Origin of the sequence: Novosphingobium resinovorum (assembly GCF_036352595.1) — a bacterium.
Classification (GTDB): domain Bacteria; phylum Pseudomonadota; class Alphaproteobacteria; order Sphingomonadales; family Sphingomonadaceae; genus Novosphingobium; species Novosphingobium resinovorum_B.
Window position 1 is genome coordinate 87,920 of the sequence record NZ_JAZFAX010000019.1, and the last position, 21,834, is coordinate 109,753.

A 21,834-nucleotide genomic window follows, 5' to 3' on the forward strand; every position below is an offset into this window, starting at 1 on the left:
ATGACCATGCTACGTCCCGCATTGCTGGCTCTCCCCCTCATCGGCCTGTCCCTGTCGGGCTGCGCGGCGGTCGGGTCGGTGATGTCGCCCTACAGCGAGAAGTTCTCCTGCAAGAACAGCGACCACGGCCAGTGCATCCATCCCGACCAGGCCTATGCCGACGCGCTGGCCGGAAGGCCCTCCAAGTCCGATCCAGGCGTCACCAACGACCGCAAGATGCTCCGGGCGGGAAAAGCGTCAGGGGCAGCTGAGCCCAAGCGCCGCGATGCAAATATCCCTGCTCTTGCCGAACCCGCGTCCATTAACATCGGCGCGGTGGTCGAGAGCCCTTCCTCGCCGATGTTGCGGCCCTCGCGCACGGTGCGCACGCTGATCCTGCCCTATGCGGACAAGCAGCGGCCGGGTCGCCTCTACATGCCGCGCTACATCTATTCGATCGTCGACAGGCCCGCATGGGTCGTCGGCGACTATCTCGTCGAACCGGGCGGCCGGGTTCCCGCGCCGCCGGTGCTGCGCACCACGCGCGAGAACGACCCGGCAGGAGCCGCTGAGCCGACCACCGGTGCACGCCGCGACGCCCTCGAACCGGAGAGCCGGCCATGAGCGCGCGAAATACACGGGGCGGTCTCAGCTACCAGCGCCTGCGCGCGGCGGTGACGCGCGATGCCTATTCCGACTTCCTGCCGATGCTGGCCTGGGTCGAGGAGGAAGAGGCGTTCCTGTGCATCGACGATGGCTGGGGCCAGGCCTGGGAGCTCGTACCCGCCGCCTACATGTTCGCCCATGTCCAGCAGGCGCTGCTCGGGCTGCTCAACATCCATTTCCCCGAAGGGACGGTGCAGCAGCTCATCACCTTCGCCGATCCCCTCATAGACCCTGCGCTCGATGCCTATCTCGACCTCAAGGTCCGGCCCGATCCGCTGGTGCAGGCCTCGGCGCGGCGGACTGCCGACTACCTGCGCGCCGGAACACGCGGGCTCGAGTCCCTGCACGGTATCCCGGTGCGTGACTTTCGCCTGTTCCTCGCTGTGAAAACGCGGGTGAAGCTGGGCGCCGATCTGCGCCGGCAAGTCGAGGAGCAACTGGCGAAGATGGGCATTCGCCGCCTGCCGCCATCGGAGCTTGTCAGTTTCTACCGGCGGATCTTCAACGGCGTGTTCGCGCCTGCGCCCGGCGTTTTCCTGCAGGACGGCGTCGGCGGCATGCCCGCGCCCTCGGTCGCGCGGCAGATCATCGAGGCCGGGCCCGACCTCTTTTTCGAGGGGCCGGAAGTCTTCCTCGGCAACCAGGTCGCACGTTGCCTGACGCCCAAGGCGCCCGCGCGTCGCATCACCGCCGAGCGCGCGAACCGGCTGATGGGCGGCATGCGCGGGAGCGCCGAAGACAGCGACCAGATCGGCGGGCCGTTCCTTTCCTGCCTCTCGGTATTGTTCGACCATTCGCAGTTCGAGATCCACAAGCGGGCGCAAATCCTCTCCGCGCAGAAGGCTGCCGGCAGCTTCGCGGTCGAGGTCGGCAAGCAGATCGAGGAGATCGGCTGGATCCTCGACGAGGCTTCGAACAGCCGGTTCGTCTCGGTGATCCCGACGATGTGGGTGCTGGGCCACGACAGCGCCCAGGCGCGCGACATGGCCGCGCGTGCCAAGCGGCTGTGGGAATCCGAACCGCTGCCGTTCATGGTCCAGGAGGAGAGCTATCTGCTGCCGGTGCTGCTCGCCGCCAGCCTGCCCTTCGGGCTCTATCCCGAAAAGCGCACCATGAAACTGCTCGAGCGTGATTTCCGGATGCCGGTGAAAGCCGCGACGCTGATGGCGCCGGTGCAGACCGATTTTCGCGGGGGCGGGCGCCCGGCGCTGCTTTACGTGGGCCGCAAGGGTCAGCTGATCACGCTCGACCTCTTCGATCCCAGGATCAACAACTACAACTTCATCGTCTCGGCCGAATCCGGTGCAGGCAAGAGCTTCCTGCTCAACAACCTGTGCCAGCAATATTACGCGCAAGGCGCGCTGATCCGGATCATCGATATCGGCGGCAGCTATCGCAAGCTCTGCACCCTGTGCTCTGGCCGCTACATCGACATCGGCGAGGAACGCCTTGTCCTCAACCCGTTCGACATGGGGCTCGCGCTCGATGGCGAAGACAAGCAGTCGGCGATCGCCATGGCCGTCGCGATCGTCGCGGAAATGGCCAATGCCGCCACCCGCAAGCCGGTCACCACCTCGCAGTGGAATCTTCTCAAGTCGGCCGTGCAGTGGACCGTCGATGGTGGGCGCGGCGAGGACGGCATCGATGCGGTGCGCGAATGGCTGGGGCGTTATCCCGAGAACGCCGTCTCGGACCTGGACCGCGTCGAGCATCTCGTGCCGGTCGCGCGCGAGCTCGCCTTCAACCTGCGCGATTTCGGGTCGGGGGGCGCTTACGGCCATTTCTTCAACGGCCCCTCGACCTTCGATATCCGCAGCGACGAGTTCGTCGTGCTCGAGCTTGAACGGCTCAAAGCGCTGCCCGACCTTTTCAATGTCATCGTCATGGTGGTGGTCAACGCCGTCACCCAGGACCTCTATCTCTCCGACCGCGGTCGTCCCCGCTTCGTGCTGTGCGACGAGGCCGCGCAGTTCATGACCCGCAGCGACGGGCAGGATCTCTCGCGGCTCGCCGAGGCCTTCGGTCAGGGGTATCGCCGGGCGCGCAAATACCAGGGCAGCTTCGGCATCGTCCTTCAGAGCATGAACGATCTGACGCTTTTCGGCGGCACCGGCCAGGTGATCCTCGAGAACGCGGCGACGAAGTTCCTGCTGCAGGGCTCAACCTACGACAAGGCAGTCGACAACAAGATCCTCGACTATTCAGGCTTCGTCCTCGACCTCCTCAAATCGGTCCGCAACGCCAAGCCGAACTATTCCGAGGTGTTCATAGATTCCCCGCTTGGCCTGGGCATCGCGAGGCTGGTGGTCGATCCCTTCAGCTACTGGATCAACACCTCGGCGCCGGGAGAGGTCGCCGCCTTCGAGGCGCTGCTGCGCGCCGGGCGCAGCCCGCTGGAAGCCGTGTGTGAACTCGCCGGTGTCGATCCCGTGCAGATCCTGGGTGATGCCGGCGGCCGGGAGCACCATTGGGATGGTCAATCGGATGGAGCCTCGACATGACGCGCGCACCCTCCCCGCATCCCGACCAGCTGCTGCTCAACTGGGAGCAGGACCCCGCCGTGCAGGCTGCCATCGAAGCGCGCGTCGCCCAGCGAGCGGAGGCTGCCGCCTTCCGCTGGCGGTTGCGGCTCGTCGCTATCGAAACCTTCATGATGGGCGCGCTGGTGACGATCGCCGGCATCGCGCTTCACCAGCCGGTCCTTCCTGCACTGCGCGCCGGGATCATCGTCGCCGCCGCCTGCTTTTCGAGCGGCATGCTGCTGATCGGACTTTCCGGCGCCTGCGGCAAGCTGGCGTCGCACCTGCGGCGGTGGAGGGCACGATGAGCGCGAAGGGCGATCCGGCCCGCGATCTTCGCGACCTTCTCACCTGTGCGCAAAGCCTGGAGAACCAGGTGATAGGCATGGAAGCGGTGGCCAACGCTATCGTGACGGTAATCGGGGCGGAACGGCGCTATGCGCGGCTGAGCTGCTTCAATCTTCTGGGTGTCAGCATCGCGAACGCGTCGCTTCTGGCCTTTACCCTCGCAGGGATCCTCGATGCTCCGTTCCAGGGCGCCGTCGCGATCGGCGTGATCGCCGGCCTCGGCGCGGCGAGTTCCGGTCTGATCCTTGTCCCCTGGCACGAGATGGGTGGGCGCCTCAAGGCGCTGTGCCGGCGATGGAGGCAGCGGTGAACGGTATCTTCTCCTCGACACCGGCGCCGGGGCCTATCCGCCTGGTGCTGGGCAGCCAGGGGCTGCTGCTGGTGCAGTCCTGCATCGCCTGGCAGCTCCCCGCCGTGCCCGATCGGTTCCGCCTTCTCGTCGTCATCACCGCAATCATTGCGACTGCCGCGCTGATCAGTGCTGCGATCGGCGAGGATCGCGATGGCGCCCAGCCTGGATGGAGGCGTCGTCATGGTCGCTAGGTTTGCGCATTGCCCCAGCCAAGTCGTGTACGCGCTGACAGCGCTTGGCCTTGGCGTGGCGATTTCGACGGCTGCCCTAGCAGCGACCAGCACCATCGGTCGCACGTGGCCGATCGCCGAGCCCGACGCGCTGAGCGAGATCGAGGGCCGAGCCGCGCGCGTTCCCGATATGACGAAGGCCTTCGGGCCGCGCGAGCGCTGGTCGGCGATGAAGGCGGCGGCGCTCGGAGTTGCCCGCGCGGATCGGACCCGCACGGTGGTCCCTTTCTATACGCTCGACCAGGATATCCGCCTGCCAGAGGGCAAGCTGCTCTATGCCAAGGGCTACAGCTTCAACCCGCTCGCCTATGTGTCACTGCCCCAGCGGCTGATCGTCGTGCATCCGCGCGAACTCGACTGGGCGCTGCGCACCGCAAGGCCTGCCGACTTCATCCTGCTCGCAGCCGGCAGCCCCGGTGATGCCGATGCGATCACGCTTGGCGAACGGCACGGCCGCGCTCTGTTCCTGCTCGAGGAGCGCGTCAAGGCGCGGCTCGGCCTGACCGTCGCGCCGGTGATCGTCGCGCAGGACGGCCAGAAGCTCGTGCTCACCGAAGTCGACAGGCGCAAAACCGACCGGAGGGCAGTGCGATGAAACTATTGTCGCTTGGCAGATTGCTGGCGCTGGGTTGCGGCTTTGCCGCACTGGCGGTCGCTGCTCCCGCCCATGCGTCCAAATGCGAAGCGGGCACGGTGTTCAACCCGATCACCAAAGTGCGCTGGAACTGCATATTCCCGATCACCATCGGCGGGGTGAAGGTCGGCCCCAGCGAACCGCTCGGCAAGGCGCTCGACGCCCAGTCGGCCTCCAAGCCGCTTTGCGCCTGCCGCAAGGGCGTGACCTTCTGGTTTGGGGTGAAGGTCAGCTTCTGGTCGCCCAATCGCATGGTCGATGTCGTGACCGAACCGGGCTGCATGATGGCGCTCGGCGCTGACATCATGCCGACCGGCGGCAAGCTGCAGGGGAGCCAGAGCAGCCTCGCCGACGGCACCAATACGCGCAAGATGTTCGCGCAGATGCACTACTATATCTCGCCGGTCTGGAAGATGCTCGACATGTTCACCGACCTGCCATGCATCGAGGACGACGGTTTCGACGTCGCCCTCATCACCGAGGTGTTGCCGACCTGGCAATCGGCGACGCTCGGCGCGATCATCCAGCCCGAGGCGATCCTCTTCGGCAATCCGGCGGCAGGCCTTGCCTGCATGTCCGACAGCGCCGCCGCGGCAGCGGGCAAGGTCGTCGATCCCCTGTTCTGGTGCATGGGCTCGTGGGGCGCGACCTATCCGGTGGCGGGCGACATTCATTTCGGGGACAGCGTCGAGGCCTGGGCGGGTCTTGCCGCGCGCGGCCTGTTCATGATGGGGCGGCTCGGCGCGCTCACCGTCAGTTCGGCCGACGGCTGCTCCTTCATCCCCCAACCGGTGTGGACCAAGAGCCGCTACAAGTTCCAGCTGATGGAGCCGGTCAAGGGCGGCAGCTGCGTCAATGTCGGCCGGCCCGGTGCGCTGTGGACCAGCGCGAAGCATGCGCCCGGCAAGGACAACGCCCAGTTCATGCTCTTCGAAAAGACGATCTGCTGCGCCGGAGTATCGACGCCGTGAGCAGCTCGCCTTCCGACAACCGCGTGAAAGCGCCCGGGATCAGCCGGTGGCCTGCCCGTCAGCCCATCAGCCCGGGCGTTTCCATCGCGGTCAGACCGGCGCCGTTTCCCCCCTGCGGTGTCGGCCGGGCGGTCGGCGTGGCCTTCAACACAGACGATGAACAGGCGGTGCGCCCCTCCTCGCCGTCTGTCGTCGTGGCCACGCTGACCGTCTTCGAGGGGCAGGCCGTGTTCAGGGCCGAAAGGCCGCACTGCGATGGCGGCGTTCTGCTGTTTCGTTTGTGTCGCGGCTCGCGCGGCGTGATTCCGGGCGAGATCCGGCCATGAAGACGCGTGCCCTCTCCCTCGCCATGGTGCTCGGCCTGTCCGTGCCGCTGTACGCGCAGACGCCGGAGGACCGCGCCCGCGCCGCCGCCGCCGCCGCGCGCGCCAAAAGCGCGGACAGCGATGCGCTGCTCGATAACTACGTGACGCCGGGGATGGCGGGCCGGAGCATCACCACGGTAGACTCATCCAGAGCGTTCACGCCTGATCTTTCCTGCCAGAAGACCGCGACCTATCTGGAACTGCTCGCGCAGCCGAATGCCACCGGCGATATCGGCACACTCAGCATTTCGCGGGACAGGGATCTCGATGGCAGCTTCGACGAGGGGCTGACGGTGCCCGTCGTGACCTCGGGCATCTGCGCGAACGGGATCATCTCCTGCAACCCGGGGACGTGGGACGCCTGCCGGTTCTTCCGCTGGGATACCGCGACCTCGGGAGCGCTCAAGCTCAGCGAGGTCGAGCTAACCGAGCTTGCCGGCTGTTACTGCGTCAACAACAGCTGCGGCAACAACCTGGTGTGGGGCAACATCGCCTCGGTGCTGAAAGACCTCGGGGGCGGCGTCGTCGGCGCGCTCACCACGTCGGACGCGCGCATCGCCATTTCGCAGGCGGCGATCGATGGGCCGGTCATCCGCTACACCGGCGCCCAGACGACCTCGTGCACAGCGCAGTCCGACGTCGGCGCCGCCGCGTACAAGAGCAATCCGGGCGCCATCTCGAGCGACGCCTCCGCCGCCGCCCAGGCGAGCAGCGTATTCCAGGCACTCGCCGCCTCCTCGACCGGCACCGGCACTTCCGAGGTCAGCCGCAGCTGCACCGTGACCCGGCAGATCACCCAGGAGGAAATCACAACCGAGAAGGTCATCGACCGGGTCGCGGGTGGCTATGCTACGTCCGTCACCGACACCGGGAACGTCACCTTCCCCATGGGCTCGCCGTCCGACAACAGTCTTTCGGGCGGATCCTGCTCGATCTTCGATTTTCACATGACGCTGCGGGCCAAGGACACGGATCGCCTGCGACAAGTTCTGCTCACCCGCTTCGGCGCCGATGACTGGGCCCAGATCCGGGTCGACGGTGAACTATTGGGTTCCGGGCCGCAGACCTGGACCGGAACCGGATTGCCGCCGGGCAAGTGCGAGAAGAAGGGCGCGTTCTACCTGAACCCCGCGCTCGATCTGACTTCGCGGATGACACAGGGCGATCATGACATCTGGCTGCGCGTCGCAATCGCCGAGGGCGGCGAAGCCTATGCCGCGATCGATGCCAGCGTCGATGCCGGCTGCAAGACGAGCGAGCAACTCGTCGATACCTGTTCCGGCTACGAAGCAAACGATGCCTGCCGGCTGCAGGATGAAGTAGTCGACGGGGTCACGACCTTCCGCAGCGGCGTCAACACCGGCCTCTCGCCGCTGCCCCAGACGCGGGTATTCGGAACCGGCGCCTGCACCGCGCAGATCGCCCGCGACTTCTTCCTGCGCGAGCGGACCTACCGGTGCAACGTCGATCTGGGAGCCGCGGCCGAGCCCGATCTCTCGCGCGGCGCCTATATCATCGATCACTCGGCCGAGACCCTGCTTGCCGACCGGGTGACGAACGCCGACGGCAGCTACAGCCTCACCACCCGCAGCTTCTCCATGCCCGATCGGGGCAGCGTCAGCGCCTGCGAGCCGATCTGCAAGACCCGCAAGGCCCAGGCGAACACGGCCGTCGCGCCCGATGGCGTGACCGGTTCGAAGCAGACCGATCCGACAGGCTGGGACTATTACTACCGCACCTGCCAGGACAGCAACGTCTGCCCGGCCGGGGAAGGCGAGGAACTCGTGGAGGGCTGCGGCTGTCTCGATGATTTTCCCGAGGCGGCAGTGATGATGCAGACGGTACGCCTCGGCGGGGCGGACATGGTCTGCACGAGCAGCGTGCGATGAGTGCCGTGCGGTCCCACCTTGCAGCGGCGATGCTGCTCATCTCCGGCGTTCTGGTGTTTCCCGCAGGCGCAGCCGCGCAGCAGCTTTGCGCCGTTGATCTCGACGGCAATGGCGATGCGGCCGACGAAGGCGAGACGGCGACCTGCCATCTGACCGCTTCGGGTGATTGGATGTGCCCGATCGGCCAGGCGACGTGCGAGGCGGACACGGCAGGCGCGCTGCACTGCCCGCTCGGCGATCAATACGCCTGCGAGGTTCCCGCGAGCGGCGGCGCGGCCGCCTGCTCGGCCAACACCTGCATCGACACCAGCGCCAATCCCGTCGTCGAGGAAGCGGCGCTCGACGATCCCGGGGTCGAGGCCGACGGCGACGTCGATGCCGATGGCAATTGCCTGGGCACGATCGAGATATTCTCGGGCCGCGCCGCGCGCTGTCGTCCCGCAGGTCTCAGCACCACATTCCAGAACTGCTGCAAGGACAAGGGCAAGATCGTCAAGGACGGCATGGGCGGTTCGATCTCGTCGATCTCGACCAAGATCGCTGTCGCCAAGGGCGTCTTCACGGGTCTCAAGGCGGCCTACACCGCCTTCAAGGCGGGCGCGACGGCGAGCCAGGCGGCAAGCGCGGGCGCCAATGCGATCATCGTCGGCATCGATCCCACCTCGATCGCGATCAGCCTTGCCGTCAATTTCATGATCGAGGTGCTGCTGCAGGGCTGCGACCAGGAGGACATGGAAGTGGGCATGCTGCGCGGCTCGGGAATGTGCCACGAGGTGGGCAGCTATTGCTCGTCGAAGATCCTGGGCATCTGCGTGCAGAAGGCGAAAGGCCACTGCTGCTTCAACACCAAGCTCGGCCGCATCATCCAGGAACAGGGGCGCCCGCAGCTCAAGAGCTTCGCCGAGAAGGGCTGGGGCACGGCGAAGAAGCCCTATTGCCGCGGGTTCACTGCGGAAGAGTTCCAGGCGCTCGATTTCAGCAGGATGGATCTCTCGGAGTACTACGAGGAGATCGAAGCGCGCGCCCAGAGCGAAATCCAGATCGACATGAAGGACAAGATCGATGCCTATATGCAGACGATCAGCAACTAGGGACGCCCTGCTCGTGGCTTGCCTTGCCTGTACACCGATGGGGGCAGGCGCAAGTGCGCCGCCGCCCGCGTTCGGGCAGGCGCAGCCGGAGAGCGCCCGCACGCGGATCGAGGACCAGGGTGCGGACGCCATGGAGCGCGTCAAGCGCGCCGCCGACAAGGCGAAGGCCACAAAGGTCCCCTCGCCCGTTCTGCCGACGAAGTCGGACACCGCCACCCAGCGCCGTGCGTTCGAGGGGATGCGCCGCCGCAAGACGGATCCTGCCATGGTCAAACGCGCGGAAGGAGACGTCGCGGCCGCGCGCGAAGCGCTCGCCGCCGAGCGGGAAGCTGCCAGTCGCCGGGTCGCGCAGGCGCTGGGAGTGAAACAGCCCGAAGCCGCGGCGCTGGCCGGCGTGGTCTCCGCTGGTGGTGAGAAACGCTGGGTGCCGGTGCTGTTCGTGTCGTCCGCGATGCCGGTCGCGACACTGCGAACCTACGCGGGCCAACTCGAGCGTGCCGGCGGCGTCATGGCGTTTCGGGGAATGCCCGGCGGAATGCGACAGGTCGCGCCGATGGCGAAGCTGTCGGCGGCGATCCTGCGCATTGATCCGGGGTGCGAAGGCCCCGCCTGCGCCATGCGTAACGTGCAGCTGATCGTCGATCCGCTGGTCTTCCGCCAGCATGGCGTCACCCGGGTACCGGCACTGGCGATGGTTCCCGGCGATCCCACCCGGCCCTATTGCGAGCGTGACGAGGTGCCCCTGCGGCCTGCGCATCTCGTGTTCGGCGACGCGGCGCTTACCGGGCTGCTCGAGGAATATGGCCGCCTCGGCGGCGGAGAGGAGGTGCGGGATGCTCTCACTCGCCTGGCGCGCCGGTAGACGGCTTTACCGTGAAGGCAAGGACCTACCGCTGCGCGCCGCCGTGGCGCTCGGCGCCAGGGGCCTTGGCAAGCCGGCGCGCCCCGCGCAGCTGTTCAAGGCTTACGGTATCGTACTCCCGATCGGTCTCTTTGCCTGGTGGGCGATGCCGCACACGACGCTGGTGATGACCCCGTCGATCGACGCCTGGGTGGTGCATCGCGCTCCCGGCCCGATCGGGCGCGGCGATCTCGTATCGTTCATGCTGTCGGACTCGGTGGCGGGTCCGAGGCCCGTCAACGTCACCAAATATGCGCTGTGCATGCCGGGCGAGCCGATCGTCATGATCGAGAAGGCCGTTCGCCTGGGCCAGCCCGGCAATGGCTGGTACTATTGCCACGGCCGCCTGATGGGCGTCAGCAAGCCGGTCGGCCGCGACGGCAAGGCGCTGACGCACTGGCGCCCGGGCGTCACGCGCATTCCGGAGGGCATGATCTTCGTCGGCTCGACGCATCCCGATGGATATGACAGCCGCTATTACGGGCTGGTCGCGATCGAGCGGCTTACGCGGATGGAGAAGCTGCTGTGAGGCGGCGGCTTGCCCTTGCCGCAGCCCTGTTGCTGCCTACCCAGACAGCGCTGGCGCAAGCGTCCGGGCGCACCGGCCCGCAAAGCGGCACCCGCGGCTACTGGTGGTATCAGGCGCCGGCCAAGGTGGAAGAGGAGAAGTCCGATCCCGACGCACTGGTGAAACCGGTGATCCCGCCGATGGCGGAACTGGCGACCTGGACCCCGCCGAAGATCCGCATGCTGATCGAACAGCAGCGCGACTATGCCGCCACCGTACTTACCGTCGAGGCCGTATCGGACTTCTGGCGGCTGCAGGACTTCGCGCGTCGCAAGGCCCGCGCTTTCGCAGGGGTCACCCAACTCGCCCTGCTCACGCATCCCGAGCTCAATGCGAGGGCGGCGAACCCGATGGTCGGCGAGGCGCGCGATGTGCTCGGCGCGCACAAGGATCAACTGCGCCGCCAGTATCTGCGCTCGAAAGCGAGCGAATTCGCGCTGGTCATGTTCGCGCGCGCATCCTGCGGCTACTGCCGAGTGCAATGGCCGATCTTGCAGCGCTTCCAGGACGAGATGGGCTGGCAGGTGAGCCTCATGGATCTCGACCGCAAGCCTGAGCTCGGGCAACGTTTCGGGGTGGAGGTGACGCCCACCACCATGGTGATCCGCCGGAACAGCGCCCAGCGCATGGTCATCGCCGCCGGGGTCGAGACCTACCCCAACATCGCGCAGATGGCCTACCAGGCCGTGCGGCTGCTCAGCGGCGATATCCGGCCCGAGCAGTGGCTGACCGCCGCGGGCGAGGAAGACGGCTTCTTCGATGCGCTCGCCAATGGCCCGGTCTCCTCGACCGATCCGCGCGTGAGCGGCGGCGATCTCGTCGATACACGGGAACCGCGGCCATGACTTGCTTGCGGAGTGTCCGCCTTGGATACGCCCTGCTTATTGGCGTAGGGTTGTGCGCGGCGAACCAAGCTGCCGCGCAGCAGGCGAACAGGGACATCGCCAGGCGGGCCGCCATTCACCCGGTATCGACCGCCCCCGACATGCGACTGTGGCTATCGCGCGTTCCGGTGACGCGCGCCTTTCCCCCCGACTTCGAGACCATGCTACGTGGCCAGGCCTCGCTCTATGTGATCGAGATGAGCACCGCGCCCGACTGCCTGCCCTGCGCCGATCTGTGGTCGAAGCTACTCGCATTCCGCGCCCGCTATGGCTGGCAGGTGCGCACCATCGGCGCCGAGGAGGCGATGCTGCGCTCGGGGCGCCTGGGGCTCCCCTGGGTCGGCAGCCCGGTCGCGTGGGTTCGCGCGGCCACGGATCCGAACCGCATGGTCCCGATCGCGATCGGTACGGACCACGGACCGAACATCGCGCGCAATGCCTGGCTCGCGGCCCGGATGCTGACCGGGGCGCGAACCGCCGTCGGCGTGCGCGCCATGTCCAAATTCACCGGGATCGTCGGCGTGAGGGCGCCGGCCTCCTCCAACCCGAAGGGACGCTGATCATGGCGGGGCCGCGTCACCTTTCCACTTCACCGGGATGCCCGCCATGGAATGTAATCCACACCGTCTGAACCGTCGCGCTGCGGCCCTCGTGCTCTTCCTGGTGGTCGCATCGTGCGGCCACGCGGTCCCCGCCCATGCGCAGAGCTGGGCGGAGAGCTGGTTCGACAATGTCACCTACACTTCGCCCGGAAGCTTCGAGGACCAGACCCGCGGCTACGTGACCGCGGGCGGGATGTCGGGCCGGGTCGACGTCCATGACGACTATCTCATGAGCCTGACGCTGCCCAAGGTGAAGGCGGGCTGCGGCGGCATCGACATGTTCCTGGGCGGAATGTCGTTCCTCGATCCGGAATACCTCGTCGAGAAGCTGGAGACGATCCTTCAGGCGGCCCCCGCGGTCGCCTTCCAGTATCTCCTGGAAACCCTTGACGAGAAGATGGGGAATATAATTTCAAAGATGGAGGCGGCGACCAATTACCTGAACTCGATCCAGGTGAACGATTGCCGCCTCGCCAACCGCATGGTCCAGATCGCCAAGGGCGACGACAACATGTCGGGGATCCTCGAGGAGATGACCGGTTACAAGTCGATCCGCGAAGGTTATGCCAATAGCTGGCAGCAGAGCCGCGAGAAGATCCAGGCGAACAAGGGCAATCCGACCGAGGATCTGAAGGACGCGCTCGAGAATTGCCCCGCCGAGGTCACCGAGATCTTCAAGACCGGCTCGCTCCTTGCGCATGCCGCCGCCCGGGTCGGCGCTTCGGACTGGGCGGGCGTCATGCGGGCGCGGGTCGGCGATGTCTACATGCGCTGGGATACGAATGACAAGGTGCCGATCTTCTCGGCCATCCCCGCCTGCCCGCACCAGGACACCGAAAGCGCCGACGATTTCCTGACCGGCCGCGTGCCGACCCGTGCGCTCAACATTCCCGCCACCGCCTCGGACTGCTCGGTGAACGGCGCCGGGCGCGGCGCGCTGGTACTGGCGCGCGAGAAGATGGAATCGGTCGCGGCCAAGATCCGCACCCGCTCGGCACTGACGAGCGAGGAGAAGCAGTTCGTCGCCAACGTGCGGACCCTGCCGGTCTATCGCCTGCTCGAATGGGGCGTGCGCCAGGGCCTGACCGACAGCGTGATCGCCGACACCGACGAACTGGTCGCCCTCACCCTCGCTTACCAGATGCTCAACGACCTGACCCGTTCGATCGACTTCGCCCTCCAGAACGCCGAGCGCGGCGTCACTACGGCGGGCGCGGCGGACGCGGCGAATACGAACGTGTGCCAGACGCGCATCCTCACCAAGGGCATCGAGCAGCTTCGCGAACTGCGTGACGAGGTGCTGCGCCAGCGCGCGCAGATGCGCCAGTCCTACATGGCCGCGATGAACCAGGCGAACCTCTCCGCCAGCTATGCCGGTGTCGTGCGCCAGCGTGACCGCGACGCCCGCGATGCCGCGGGCGCCAACGCCAATCGTAACCGGTGAGGCCCGCCATGCGCTCCTTTCTTCGCCTGCTGATTGCCCTCGCCGGCTCTCTTATCGCGACGCCCGCGCTGGCGATCGATGCCAGCTATCACACCTGGGGCGGTTTCGCGGAAACGGTCGATGCGTTCCATCTCGTTGCAATGATCTTTGGCGACCCCCGCTACGAAACGCTGGTCGTGATCATCGCGGTAGCCGGCATAGCTCTTGGCGCGGTGCTGGCCAGTATTCGGGGTTCCGGAATGGGTCTTGTCGCGTTTGGTTTTCAGATGTTGGTCGGCATCGGGCTGTTTGTGGGAATGATCGCCACAACGGGAACGGTCCACATCTATGACCGGGTACGCAATGCCTACCAGCCGGTTGGAGACGTGCCCAATCTGATCGTTCTGGTCGCGGGTGTCACCAATCTCATGGAGCGGGCGCTTGCCGAAACGATCGACGACAACACAACCGATCCCAATGCGAAGCTGGAATTTGGAGCCGGCGGACATGCGTTCGACCTTTTCCTGAACGCGGTGTCCCCGCGCAGTCCGATCGTCGATACCTTCCTCGATGCGACGGTGAAGGACTATGTTCGGCAATGTTACCCGGTCGCGCGTGTCTCGCCGGCCTATGGCGTCGATGACGATCAGCTCTTTCGGACCTCGACCGACCTTCCCTCCTCTTTCGCGGCGATGGCGGGACCGGCAACCTTCTCGACCGTGTTCACGGCGAGCGACAAGGCGGGAACGACGGTGAGCTGCGAGGCGGCGTGGAGCCACATTTCCGAGCGGCTGTCGGATTCTACTCTATTCGATGCCTACAGCGACCAGGTCTGCGCGCGCACCGGCTTCGACGTGACCCAGACGGCCCAGCGCGATCGCTGCCGCCAGCAGATCGACGGCCTGGGCGACATGATGCTGGGGCAAGCGATGAACCGGCAGAAATTCCTCGCCAACATCCTGCTCGGACAGACGGTGGGCGATGTCCTGTTCGAGGATTCCCCGGCAGCGACAGCTCGGGTGATGGCGAACCGGGCGATCGAGTCCAACGGCCTGGCGACGCTTTCTACCGCCAATGAGTGGATGCCGACGATCCGCGCGTCCGTCTTCGCGATCATGCTTATGATGATGCCGATCGCGCTGCTCTTCATTCTCACGCCGATCAATCTCAGGGTAGCCAGCTTTGCGCTGGGGCTGTTCGTGTTCGTGGCGCTGTGGAGTGTCATCGATGCGGGCATCTATCAGCTTACGCTTGGCCGGGCGATGGACGTGCTGGCGGAACTGCGTGCCACCAATGTCGCGGCCGACAGCTGGATTCTCGCGCCATCGGCAGCGATGAAGGCGCTTGCCATTTTCGGTTCGTTCCGGACCGCCGCAGCGGGTCTTGCCGGCGCCTTTGTGTTCACCGTGTTCCGCTTTTCGGGCAACATGTTCACTGCTTTCACGTCGGGCATGCTCGGCGTGCAGGGACAGGGGAGCATGGCGGCGGCGACGGTGGGAACCAGCGAGGGCTATGCCTCGGCGCTGGAAGCGCAGGCTTCGGCCGGCGGCACGCTCTCTCGCCGCTCGACATCGTCCGGGTTCGGCGATTTTGGCGAGCGCAGCAGCTTTGGCCTCGACCGGGCTTTCGGCGCTGCGGGAACCGTCATGGGCGAGCATGGCGGCGGCCCGGCAGGGACAGCGGCGTTCGGGTTGGGGCGGACCGATGCCGCGCGGGAACTGGGCGGGCTATCCCCTGCCCTCGTCGGACGGGATCTGAGCGATCCTGCCACGGCGCGCGCGATACGCAGCAACGCCGCGACGTCGGCGATCCATGGTTTCGCGCAGAGCGATGCGCTGCGCCAGCTCGGGACCAGCTATTTCGGGGAAGGCCAGTCCGGAGAGCGGGCCTTTGCCGCCTTTGCGCAGAACATGGTGCAGTGGAAGGCGTTCGGCGACCAACGTGCCTATGAGATGATGCAAGCGGGCGCCCGGCGCCATTTTGAGCGGAACGGCTATGATCCCAGGGATGCCGCGCTCAAGGCGTCCACGGTGATCGGGCAGGCAAGTGCTGATCCGACCTTCGCCAAGCTGACGGCCAATGCCTTCGATCAGGAGCAGATGTTGCGCAATGATCTGACCGCGGCACAAACGCAGGTCGGCGCAATGGAAGGGCGGCGTGATTATGCCGGCGAGAGGGTCACCGCGGTCGAGCGCGGTAATGTCGCCACTGAGCAGGCGCGCCGCACAGGGCATAACGAGGGGGAGAGGCAGGCCGCTTCCATGCTCGGCCTGTCTGTTACCGAAACCAGCCGGCGGATCGGGTTTATCAACGCTTTGTCGGGCGAGGCGCGATCGACGGCGATCAGCCAACTCTCGCGCGCGACCGGACGCAACGAGGCGCAGGTGCTGCGCGCGCTGGAAAGCTACAATGCCGCAGTCCAGGTTGGCACGGCCGATGGCGCGAGCGCGGAGGCGGCGCGTGAAGGTACGAGTGTCTATGGACGTACCCGCGAGGCCGCAGGCTACGACTTTGCCGAACGTTCGGGCAAGCTCGATGCGCAGCGGGAGGTCGGTGCTGACGGCGCGCGCAGTTCCGCCCGGATCGGCGAGCAGCGGCGGCAAGCGGACAATGCGGGATTTGCTGAAGGGGCAGCGGCCGCGGGCGTTTCCGTGCGCGAGGCAGCGCGGCTCGATTCCTTTATTCGCGCGCTGGCCGGCACGGCCGGGAACCAGGTCGATATGGCCGAAGGCGGCGCGGAAGGCATCGCTGATCGCGCCCGCAACGAGCGGCTGACAGGGATCGTCGACAAGGAGCGTCTCACCCGCACGCAGGCGCTTCTGCGCGAGCATGGCGTCGAGATGTCGAAGCGACAGATCGCAATGAGCCAGAATGGCGATGTCAGTCTCAACCTGACGCCAGAGCTTGCAGCGCAGATGTGGCGTGGCGGCCTCATCAACGAGGGCCAGCTCGGCGCCATCGCCAACGGCGGGCATGCGCGGCTTAGCTTCGCGCACAATGACCTGCTCGTGTCCAGCAGCACCGGGTTCAGTCAGTCGGCCCGCAACGACACCAGCACGCGGTTTGAGGCCGGTAAGCAGGCGGGGCCTGATACGATCGAGCATTTCCTGGGGAGCGGGCCGCAAGGTGAAGCAGCCATGGCCAGCTGGCTGCGTGGCGGATTCGAGATGGATCGGCGCGGCAATTGGCGGCTGAAGCCGCAGGTCGCCGATACGCTGGAGCGCGATGTTACGGCGATCATGGTTCAGACCGGATGGCAGCGGTCGCTTGCGCGATCGGCTGAGCACTCAACCGCGGATAGCCAGAGCATCTCCGGCGATCTCACCGCATCAGCCTCGCGCGGCGCTGGCTCTGGCGGCAAGGGCAGCGACGAAAAAGAAGGCGCCAAAGGCAACAGCGTTACGGGCTCGTTGAGCGGTAGCTTGAGTGCCGACATTTCCGATCGAGGTGTTGCAGCGGTTGTCGCTCATTCATCAATCGATACCGTGAATTACGATGTTCGGGAGGCAATTGCTTCAGCCGAGAAAACGGCCGCCCGTTCTAGTCGTCCTGAGCAGACTTTTGCCCGGGAACTCAGTGAGCAGGTGCTTGGCAACTACGGGCTGCGAAATCGATACCTGAGAGAGGCAGACGCTGGGCGAGGTACGCTTGATGTCACGGGTCCAGTCATATCAATGGAGCAATCGTCGATCCTTGGTAATGGTCGACTACTATTCGACCGTGACAACGGAATGGCCGACGGCGATCCGAGCTTCAAGGAGCGGCGGGATCCATGATGCTAATCCTTAATCACGCCGATGTGCCGAAGGTGGCGGAGACCCGAGCGGGGATCGGACGGGTCTGTGTAGGGATCAATGGCCGGTCTTCGCGAAGGCGGTCCCGGCGTTATCACCGATTCCCCGCATGCAACCTTGGCCTTGAGAAATCCATATCCGAGCACCGCAACGACAGTGATTGGATTGAAAACGAAAATCAGCAGGACCATTGTGTTGACCAAATAGATATTCAACTGGTCGAAAGGTACTGTGAGCAAACCCTCGAGGCCGATCCAGTAGAGCAGCGTCAGCGCCCACGTGAGTTTCGCATACCATGGGCGCCAGAACCAATCCGCAGCCCGTGGCGATGGTTCCTGGTGGATTTCCCGATCGATCTGCTCGAATTGATCAACTTGCTGCATGTGCGAAGCCTTTTCGGCGCGAAGAATAGCACGGATTGCGAGCGCGGCGATATGAGTTTTCTGTCATTCCGCCGTTCTCTTTCTCCTTCCCTCCACTCCCATCTTGCTCCTCTGCGTCTCTTTCGGTTCTCCCGCCCGACACCTGTCAGGGTCTTGGGCCAGGTTGCCCTGAGGCCATGAAAAACAAGACGGGCTCACCGATCGAAAAGCCTGCGCTCTCTCCGGAGGCAGATGCCGCCATCCTTCGTCTGGCACGCCTTCTTGGGCGTCAGATGGCCCGCGAACTCCATGAGGAGCACACGGCGAAGCAGGGCAAGCCTTCAGAAGAGGCACCTTGAAATCGACCAGCAGGCAAATAGCCAAGGAGCAAGCGATTGGTCGATTGGCAGGGCGGAAATGCGCGATGGCGGGTCAGGGCAACGGCGAGATGAGTTAGGCGATGGCGGAAAATCCGCGTGAACTACGATATAGGGGCTGACCACAGTTTACCATGGGCTCGGCGTCTGGAGAGCACATAGCAGAACTTCAAGGCGTGCCGGGTTTGGGAGGCATTTCGTCGTTTTGCGGCGGATGGTGCAGCGTAGAATCGCAGGGAGATAAGGATGTGAAGGCAGTTCACAAAAATCTGGATGGTCCCGTTGAAATCGAAGAGGATATTGCCCTCTATGGGACTGTGACGGGCGGCGCTACTTTATGCAGTAGCATTAAGCTCATCCTCCATGGCACGATCGCCGGTGATCTGAAGGTGGAAAAAGGTGCACACGCCATCGTGCGCGGGACAGTGGCTGGCCGTATCTACAATGGTGGCGGCAAGGTGGAGCTTTTTGGCATGGCGGATGCCATTTGCAACAGTTCGCGAGATGCCGTCACGATCATCGATCCGGCCGCCCATGTCATGGGCAAAGGTTCTGCCTCGTGATTGAAGGTGCCGGCCCGCAGCCAAGCGTTAAAACGATCCGGCCGCTTCTCGTCGTTTTTGCAACTTGAGTGTCGTTTCACCCCATTCACGGCACCGCGGGTCCATGAAGGGGTTGGAAAAGCGCTCCTCCTGCATGACCTTCTCATGGCGAGCTTAGGCGGAGAGAACGAGATAATGCTCACCAAATCAGTCATGCCGGTCGCGACATCCTGCGCGCTGTACCTCCTTGCAACGACTGGTGCTGCCCGAGCCCAGGACGCAGTCAGTCCTGGCGCCCCGCCTCCTGCCGCGCCGGCGACGCCTCCGGTTCCGGGAGAGGCGGGAGGCTTCAGTGACGCGGAGCTTGAACAATATGTAAAAGCCGCGCTCGCCGTGCAGGAGATCCAGCAGGATACCGCGACGCCCGACGGCGATAAGCAGGCCAGAATGGTAACTGCCGTAAAAGCTGCGGGATTAACGCCGGAAAAGTTCAACCAAATTGCAACTGACTCACAATCGAACCCAGCCCTTCAGCAGCGCATTCAGGCTTTTGCCAGCAAGCTTAATGGCGGTTCGCCCCCGCAATAGGCCCCTCTTCGTGTGACATGGTGCAATGGGCTGTTTGCGTGCTATGATGAATTCCAGAACGGATAGCCTGACATTGCGTGGGAGATGGTGCTGACGCGTGACTGTCACCACAGCGTGGACCGTTCAATGCGACTTGCTTTCCCCCTTTGCTGGATCAACCGACATACACCTGTTCGTTCGGGCGTGACCTGGGACGGTTTGAACTATGTTGGCACTTGCCGTCATTGTGGCGCTCAGATCCGTAGAAGGGCTCGCCGGTCATGGCGTATAGACTGGCTGGCCGACAAGGGATAAAGTGAATTGGCGCTGTGATCGCATAGATCTGATTTGTTTTGCGCAAGTTTCCGGCGATTACGCTTTGTCTGACAAGTGCTTCGTTCGTCTCATGAATATGGCCAATCGCAGATCCAATCTGGAACCCCTGATCGTTTCAGCCTTTTGCGACCATATCAGCGATCTCGATCATGATATTGGTTGTAGCGATCCGTTCCTGAAAAGGAGACTCTTGCATGAGTCGGCTTTGCAAGCTGTTTGGTCATCAATCTGACTGGAAGCATACGTATGCCAAAGACGGTCAGTGGATAGGTATCTGTGAACGGTGCAGCATGCCGCTGGTATGCGAGATCTCCGAAAATGAGTGGAAGCCTGCGGGCAGTTCCCCGGACTCAAGCAGCGATCGATCGCCCGGTATTTCAGGTTTGTAATTTGGCCACGCCATGCCGAACGAGGTAAAGTCGTTGGGACTGCACCTTAAGTAAGGATTCAGGAAAATCATGGTAATCCTTGAAGGAATAAGCGAAGACGACATTGCACAAGCACTGCTATCCTTACCTTCAAGTCGTTGGCCCGAGGACGAGCGCGATTTGCTAATCCTTTTCAATCGTGTAATTGACCTCAAATTCGCTGCTTCATCATGCGGTGGGCAGCAGGCCGACCCAATTCGACACGATAAACGTGTCGGAGCAAAGCGTGTGCGGCAGACGCTGAATTAATAAAATATTTACCGAATCCCTGTCTCCTGTTGTTAACCAGGTGACGGATGCAGGCGCATTGTGTCCCCGGTTTTGGAGTGGACACTATATGATCGAGACACGTCGTGGTCTGCGCCACGATGTCACGCATTCCGTTGTCGCCGAGCATCGCCGTCTTGGCGAGATGACGCTGAACATCGCCAACATTTCGGATCAGGGCTTCATGTGCCTTGGCGAAGTTGCCATCGATCGCGGAGAACGCGTGCTCATCCGACTGCCGGTGATCGGACTGATCGAAGCCCATTTGATTTGGACGCATCGAGGCCGATCCGGCTTTCAACTGGAACGGGTCATACGGCCTGACCTGCCCCCCGAAAGGTCCCTCATTCTGATGTAGAGTCTGTCCACGAGGAAGGAGCAGACGCATGAGGAAGAGCCGTTTCACCGAGGCGCAGATCATCGGGATGATCAAGGAACAGGAGGCAGGGCTTCCAACGGTCGAGGTTTGCCGGAAGCACGGCCTGAGCACGGCGACCTTTTACAAGCTGAAGGCGAAATACGGCGGCATGGAGGTTTCCGATGCCCATCGGTTGCGGCAGTTGGAGGACGAGAACGGCAAGCTGAAGCGGCTCCTGGCCGACAGCATGCTGGACAACGCGATCCTGAAAGACCTGCTGGGAAAAGGCTGACGACGCCAGGCCAGCGGCGCGACGTGGCGCTCGGTGTGATGCGGGACTACCAAGTCTCACAGCGCCGGGCCTGCGTGCTGATTGGCGTCGATCCCAAGACGGTCAGGCGCGAACGCCCGCCGGACCACGGAGCCATCCGCGAAGCGATGCGAGAAATCGCAGGGCAGCGCCGTCGGTTCGGCTATCGTCGGATCGGCGTCATGCTGAAGCGCAAGGGCATGAGCATGAACCACAAGAAGCTCTACCGGCTATATCGGGAAGAAGGCTTGTCTGTATGCCGACGCCGCGGCCGCAAGCGCGCCCGGGGTAGTCGGACACCGGTGCCGGGGGCACTTCGCCCTGGTGACCGCTGGTCGATGGACTTTGTCGCCGATACGTTTGGCGCGTCGCGTAAGTTCAGGATTCTGGCGATCAACGATGATTGCTGCCGGGAGAACCTTTGCTTGGCAGCGGACACCAGCATCTCGGGAGCTCGAGTGGCGCGCGAACTGGATGCGCTGGTTCGCCTGCATGGGAAACCTGCTTGCATTGTCAGTGACAATGGCACTGAATTTACGAGCCGGGCGATCCTGCAGTGGGCCAGCAAGAACAAGGTCGAGTGGCATTACATCGACCCCGGAAAGCCCCAGCAGAATGGCTTGATCGAGAGCTTCAACGGCTCATTGCGCGATGAGCTGCTCAACGAGGAACTGTTCGACAGCCTGGCTGATGCCCGTCGGAAGCTGGCCATCTGGCGCTACGATTACAACCATGTTCGGCCCCACTCATCGTTGGGAAATCGAACGCCTGCACAAGCGCGTCGGACGTTCGTGCAGGACGATAGCATCACGCCCGACGCGCTTGTGCAGGCGAGCGTGCCGGAATATTCAACCGCAAGACTCTCGTTATGACCGGGGGACCGCCGGGGGGCAGGTCAGGCCGGATGATTTTCGGGCCTTGCTTGCGATTCTCAAAGGCAAACGGGTCGTGTCCCGCGGGGTGGTGTAGGAAGGTTTCCCTGAGAGGGTGGCCACCGTCGATCTTCTGGTAGGGTTCGGATGCGAACTCGAACCTGGAGAAGAAGACGATGACCGAGGACAGAATGGCCCT

The 21,834-nt window shown here is 64.2% G+C and carries 23 protein-coding genes; 22 read left to right on the plus strand and 1 reads right to left on the minus strand.

Features of this window, described 5'->3' with window-relative positions:
• From traV to V2S85_RS17580, 16 genes are read left to right on the plus strand one after another with little or no spacing between them, the layout of a single operon-like run.
• Positions 1–603, plus strand: a complete 603-nt coding sequence (gene traV / locus V2S85_RS17505) for a type IV conjugative transfer system lipoprotein TraV (protein WP_330704126.1) — start codon at positions 1–3, stop codon at positions 601–603.
• Positions 600–3,146, plus strand: coding sequence for a TraC family protein (locus V2S85_RS17510; RefSeq protein ID WP_330704127.1), 2,547 nt, complete (start codon positions 600–602; stop codon positions 3,144–3,146). Before traV ends, V2S85_RS17510 begins: the two co-directional genes overlap by 4 nt.
• Positions 3,143–3,472 carry a hypothetical protein gene (locus V2S85_RS17515; RefSeq protein ID WP_330704128.1) on the plus strand — a complete coding sequence of 110 codons (330 nt, stop codon included), beginning with the start codon at positions 3,143–3,145 and terminating at the stop codon, positions 3,470–3,472. The genes V2S85_RS17510 and V2S85_RS17515 overlap by 4 nt, the downstream gene beginning before the upstream one ends.
• On the plus strand, positions 3,469–3,822 hold the full coding sequence (locus tag V2S85_RS17520) for a hypothetical protein (protein ID WP_330704129.1): 354 nt from the start codon (positions 3,469–3,471) through the stop codon (positions 3,820–3,822). The genes V2S85_RS17515 and V2S85_RS17520 overlap by 4 nt, the downstream gene beginning before the upstream one ends.
• Positions 3,819–4,055, plus strand: coding sequence for a hypothetical protein (locus V2S85_RS17525; RefSeq protein ID WP_330704130.1), 237 nt, complete (start codon positions 3,819–3,821; stop codon positions 4,053–4,055). Before V2S85_RS17520 ends, V2S85_RS17525 begins: the two co-directional genes overlap by 4 nt.
• Entirely contained in the window at positions 4,045–4,689 is a 645-nt protein-coding gene (locus tag V2S85_RS17530; protein WP_419198213.1) for a conjugal transfer protein TraW, read from the plus strand. The genes V2S85_RS17525 and V2S85_RS17530 overlap by 11 nt, the downstream gene beginning before the upstream one ends.
• The gene (locus V2S85_RS17535) at positions 4,686–5,699 is read left to right on the plus strand and encodes a TraU family protein (RefSeq protein ID WP_330704132.1); all 1,014 of its coding nucleotides are present in this window, start codon (positions 4,686–4,688) and stop codon (positions 5,697–5,699) included. The genes V2S85_RS17530 and V2S85_RS17535 overlap by 4 nt, the downstream gene beginning before the upstream one ends.
• The gene (locus V2S85_RS17540; protein ID WP_330704133.1) at positions 5,696–6,025 is read left to right on the plus strand and encodes a hypothetical protein; all 330 of its coding nucleotides are present in this window, start codon (positions 5,696–5,698) and stop codon (positions 6,023–6,025) included. The genes V2S85_RS17535 and V2S85_RS17540 overlap by 4 nt, the downstream gene beginning before the upstream one ends.
• Entirely contained in the window at positions 6,022–7,953 is a 1,932-nt protein-coding gene (locus V2S85_RS17545) for a hypothetical protein (RefSeq protein WP_330704134.1), read from the plus strand. The genes V2S85_RS17540 and V2S85_RS17545 overlap by 4 nt, the downstream gene beginning before the upstream one ends.
• Positions 7,950–9,044, plus strand: coding sequence for a conjugal transfer protein TraN (traN, locus tag V2S85_RS17550; protein WP_330704135.1), 1,095 nt, complete (start codon positions 7,950–7,952; stop codon positions 9,042–9,044). The genes V2S85_RS17545 and traN overlap by 4 nt, the downstream gene beginning before the upstream one ends.
• Positions 9,045–9,081: 37 nt before the next feature.
• Entirely contained in the window at positions 9,082–9,906 is an 825-nt protein-coding gene (locus tag V2S85_RS17555; RefSeq protein WP_419198214.1) for a type-F conjugative transfer system pilin assembly protein TrbC, read from the plus strand.
• Positions 9,878–10,474: a S26 family signal peptidase gene (locus V2S85_RS17560; protein WP_330704137.1), complete on the plus strand. Its 597-nt coding sequence runs from the start codon at positions 9,878–9,880 to the stop codon at positions 10,472–10,474. Before V2S85_RS17555 ends, V2S85_RS17560 begins: the two co-directional genes overlap by 29 nt.
• Positions 10,471–11,358, plus strand: a complete 888-nt coding sequence (locus V2S85_RS17565) for a conjugal transfer protein TraF (RefSeq protein ID WP_330704138.1) — start codon at positions 10,471–10,473, stop codon at positions 11,356–11,358. The genes V2S85_RS17560 and V2S85_RS17565 overlap by 4 nt, the downstream gene beginning before the upstream one ends.
• A complete protein-coding gene (locus tag V2S85_RS17570) occupies positions 11,355–11,957 on the plus strand; it encodes a hypothetical protein (RefSeq protein ID WP_330704139.1) in 603 nt (200 codons plus the stop codon). Before V2S85_RS17565 ends, V2S85_RS17570 begins: the two co-directional genes overlap by 4 nt.
• 46 nt (positions 11,958–12,003) lie before the next feature.
• A complete protein-coding gene (locus tag V2S85_RS17575; RefSeq protein WP_330704140.1) occupies positions 12,004–13,443 on the plus strand; it encodes a conjugal transfer protein TraH in 1,440 nt (479 codons plus the stop codon).
• An 8-nt stretch (positions 13,444–13,451) separates the two neighbouring features.
• Positions 13,452–17,198, plus strand: a complete 3,747-nt coding sequence (locus V2S85_RS17580) for a conjugal transfer protein TraG N-terminal domain-containing protein (protein ID WP_330704141.1) — start codon at positions 13,452–13,454, stop codon at positions 17,196–17,198.
• Positions 17,199–17,200: 2 nt separating this feature from the next.
• On the opposite strand, the gene V2S85_RS17585 is transcribed toward V2S85_RS17580, so the two are convergent.
• Entirely contained in the window at positions 17,201–17,599 is a 399-nt protein-coding gene (locus tag V2S85_RS17585; protein WP_330704142.1) for a hypothetical protein, read from the minus strand.
• A gap of 176 nt (positions 17,600–17,775) precedes the next feature.
• On the opposite strand from V2S85_RS17585, the gene V2S85_RS17590 reads away from it, so the two are divergent.
• The 6 genes from V2S85_RS17590 to V2S85_RS17610 all read left to right on the plus strand — a co-directional run bounded on the left by V2S85_RS17590 (position 17,776) and on the right by V2S85_RS17610 (position 21,635).
• Positions 17,776–17,937: a hypothetical protein gene (locus tag V2S85_RS17590; protein WP_330704143.1), complete on the plus strand. Its 162-nt coding sequence runs from the start codon at positions 17,776–17,778 to the stop codon at positions 17,935–17,937.
• A 266-nt stretch (positions 17,938–18,203) separates the two neighbouring features.
• Complete coding sequence (locus tag V2S85_RS17595) at positions 18,204–18,518, plus strand: hypothetical protein (RefSeq protein WP_330704144.1); 315 nt, start codon at positions 18,204–18,206, stop codon at positions 18,516–18,518.
• Positions 18,519–18,524: 6 nt separating this feature from the next.
• Positions 18,525–19,085 (plus strand): DUF4168 domain-containing protein, encoded by a 561-nt coding sequence (locus V2S85_RS17600; RefSeq protein ID WP_330704148.1) that lies wholly within the window; start codon positions 18,525–18,527, stop codon positions 19,083–19,085.
• A 509-nt stretch (positions 19,086–19,594) separates the two neighbouring features.
• Positions 19,595–19,789, plus strand: a complete 195-nt coding sequence (locus V2S85_RS27270) for a DUF1660 family phage protein (RefSeq protein WP_419198212.1) — start codon at positions 19,595–19,597, stop codon at positions 19,787–19,789.
• Between the two features lie 376 nt (positions 19,790–20,165).
• Positions 20,166–20,453 (plus strand): PilZ domain-containing protein, encoded by a 288-nt coding sequence (locus V2S85_RS17605; protein WP_330704145.1) that lies wholly within the window; start codon positions 20,166–20,168, stop codon positions 20,451–20,453.
• Between the two features lie 28 nt (positions 20,454–20,481).
• Positions 20,482–21,635 (plus strand): IS3 family transposase gene (locus V2S85_RS17610; RefSeq protein WP_330704146.1). Its coding sequence is split into 2 segments (ribosomal slippage): positions 20,482–20,740 and positions 20,740–21,635, totalling 1,155 coding nucleotides; the frame shifts between segments, so codons are not numbered across the junction.
• Positions 21,636–21,834: the final 199 nt, after the last annotated feature.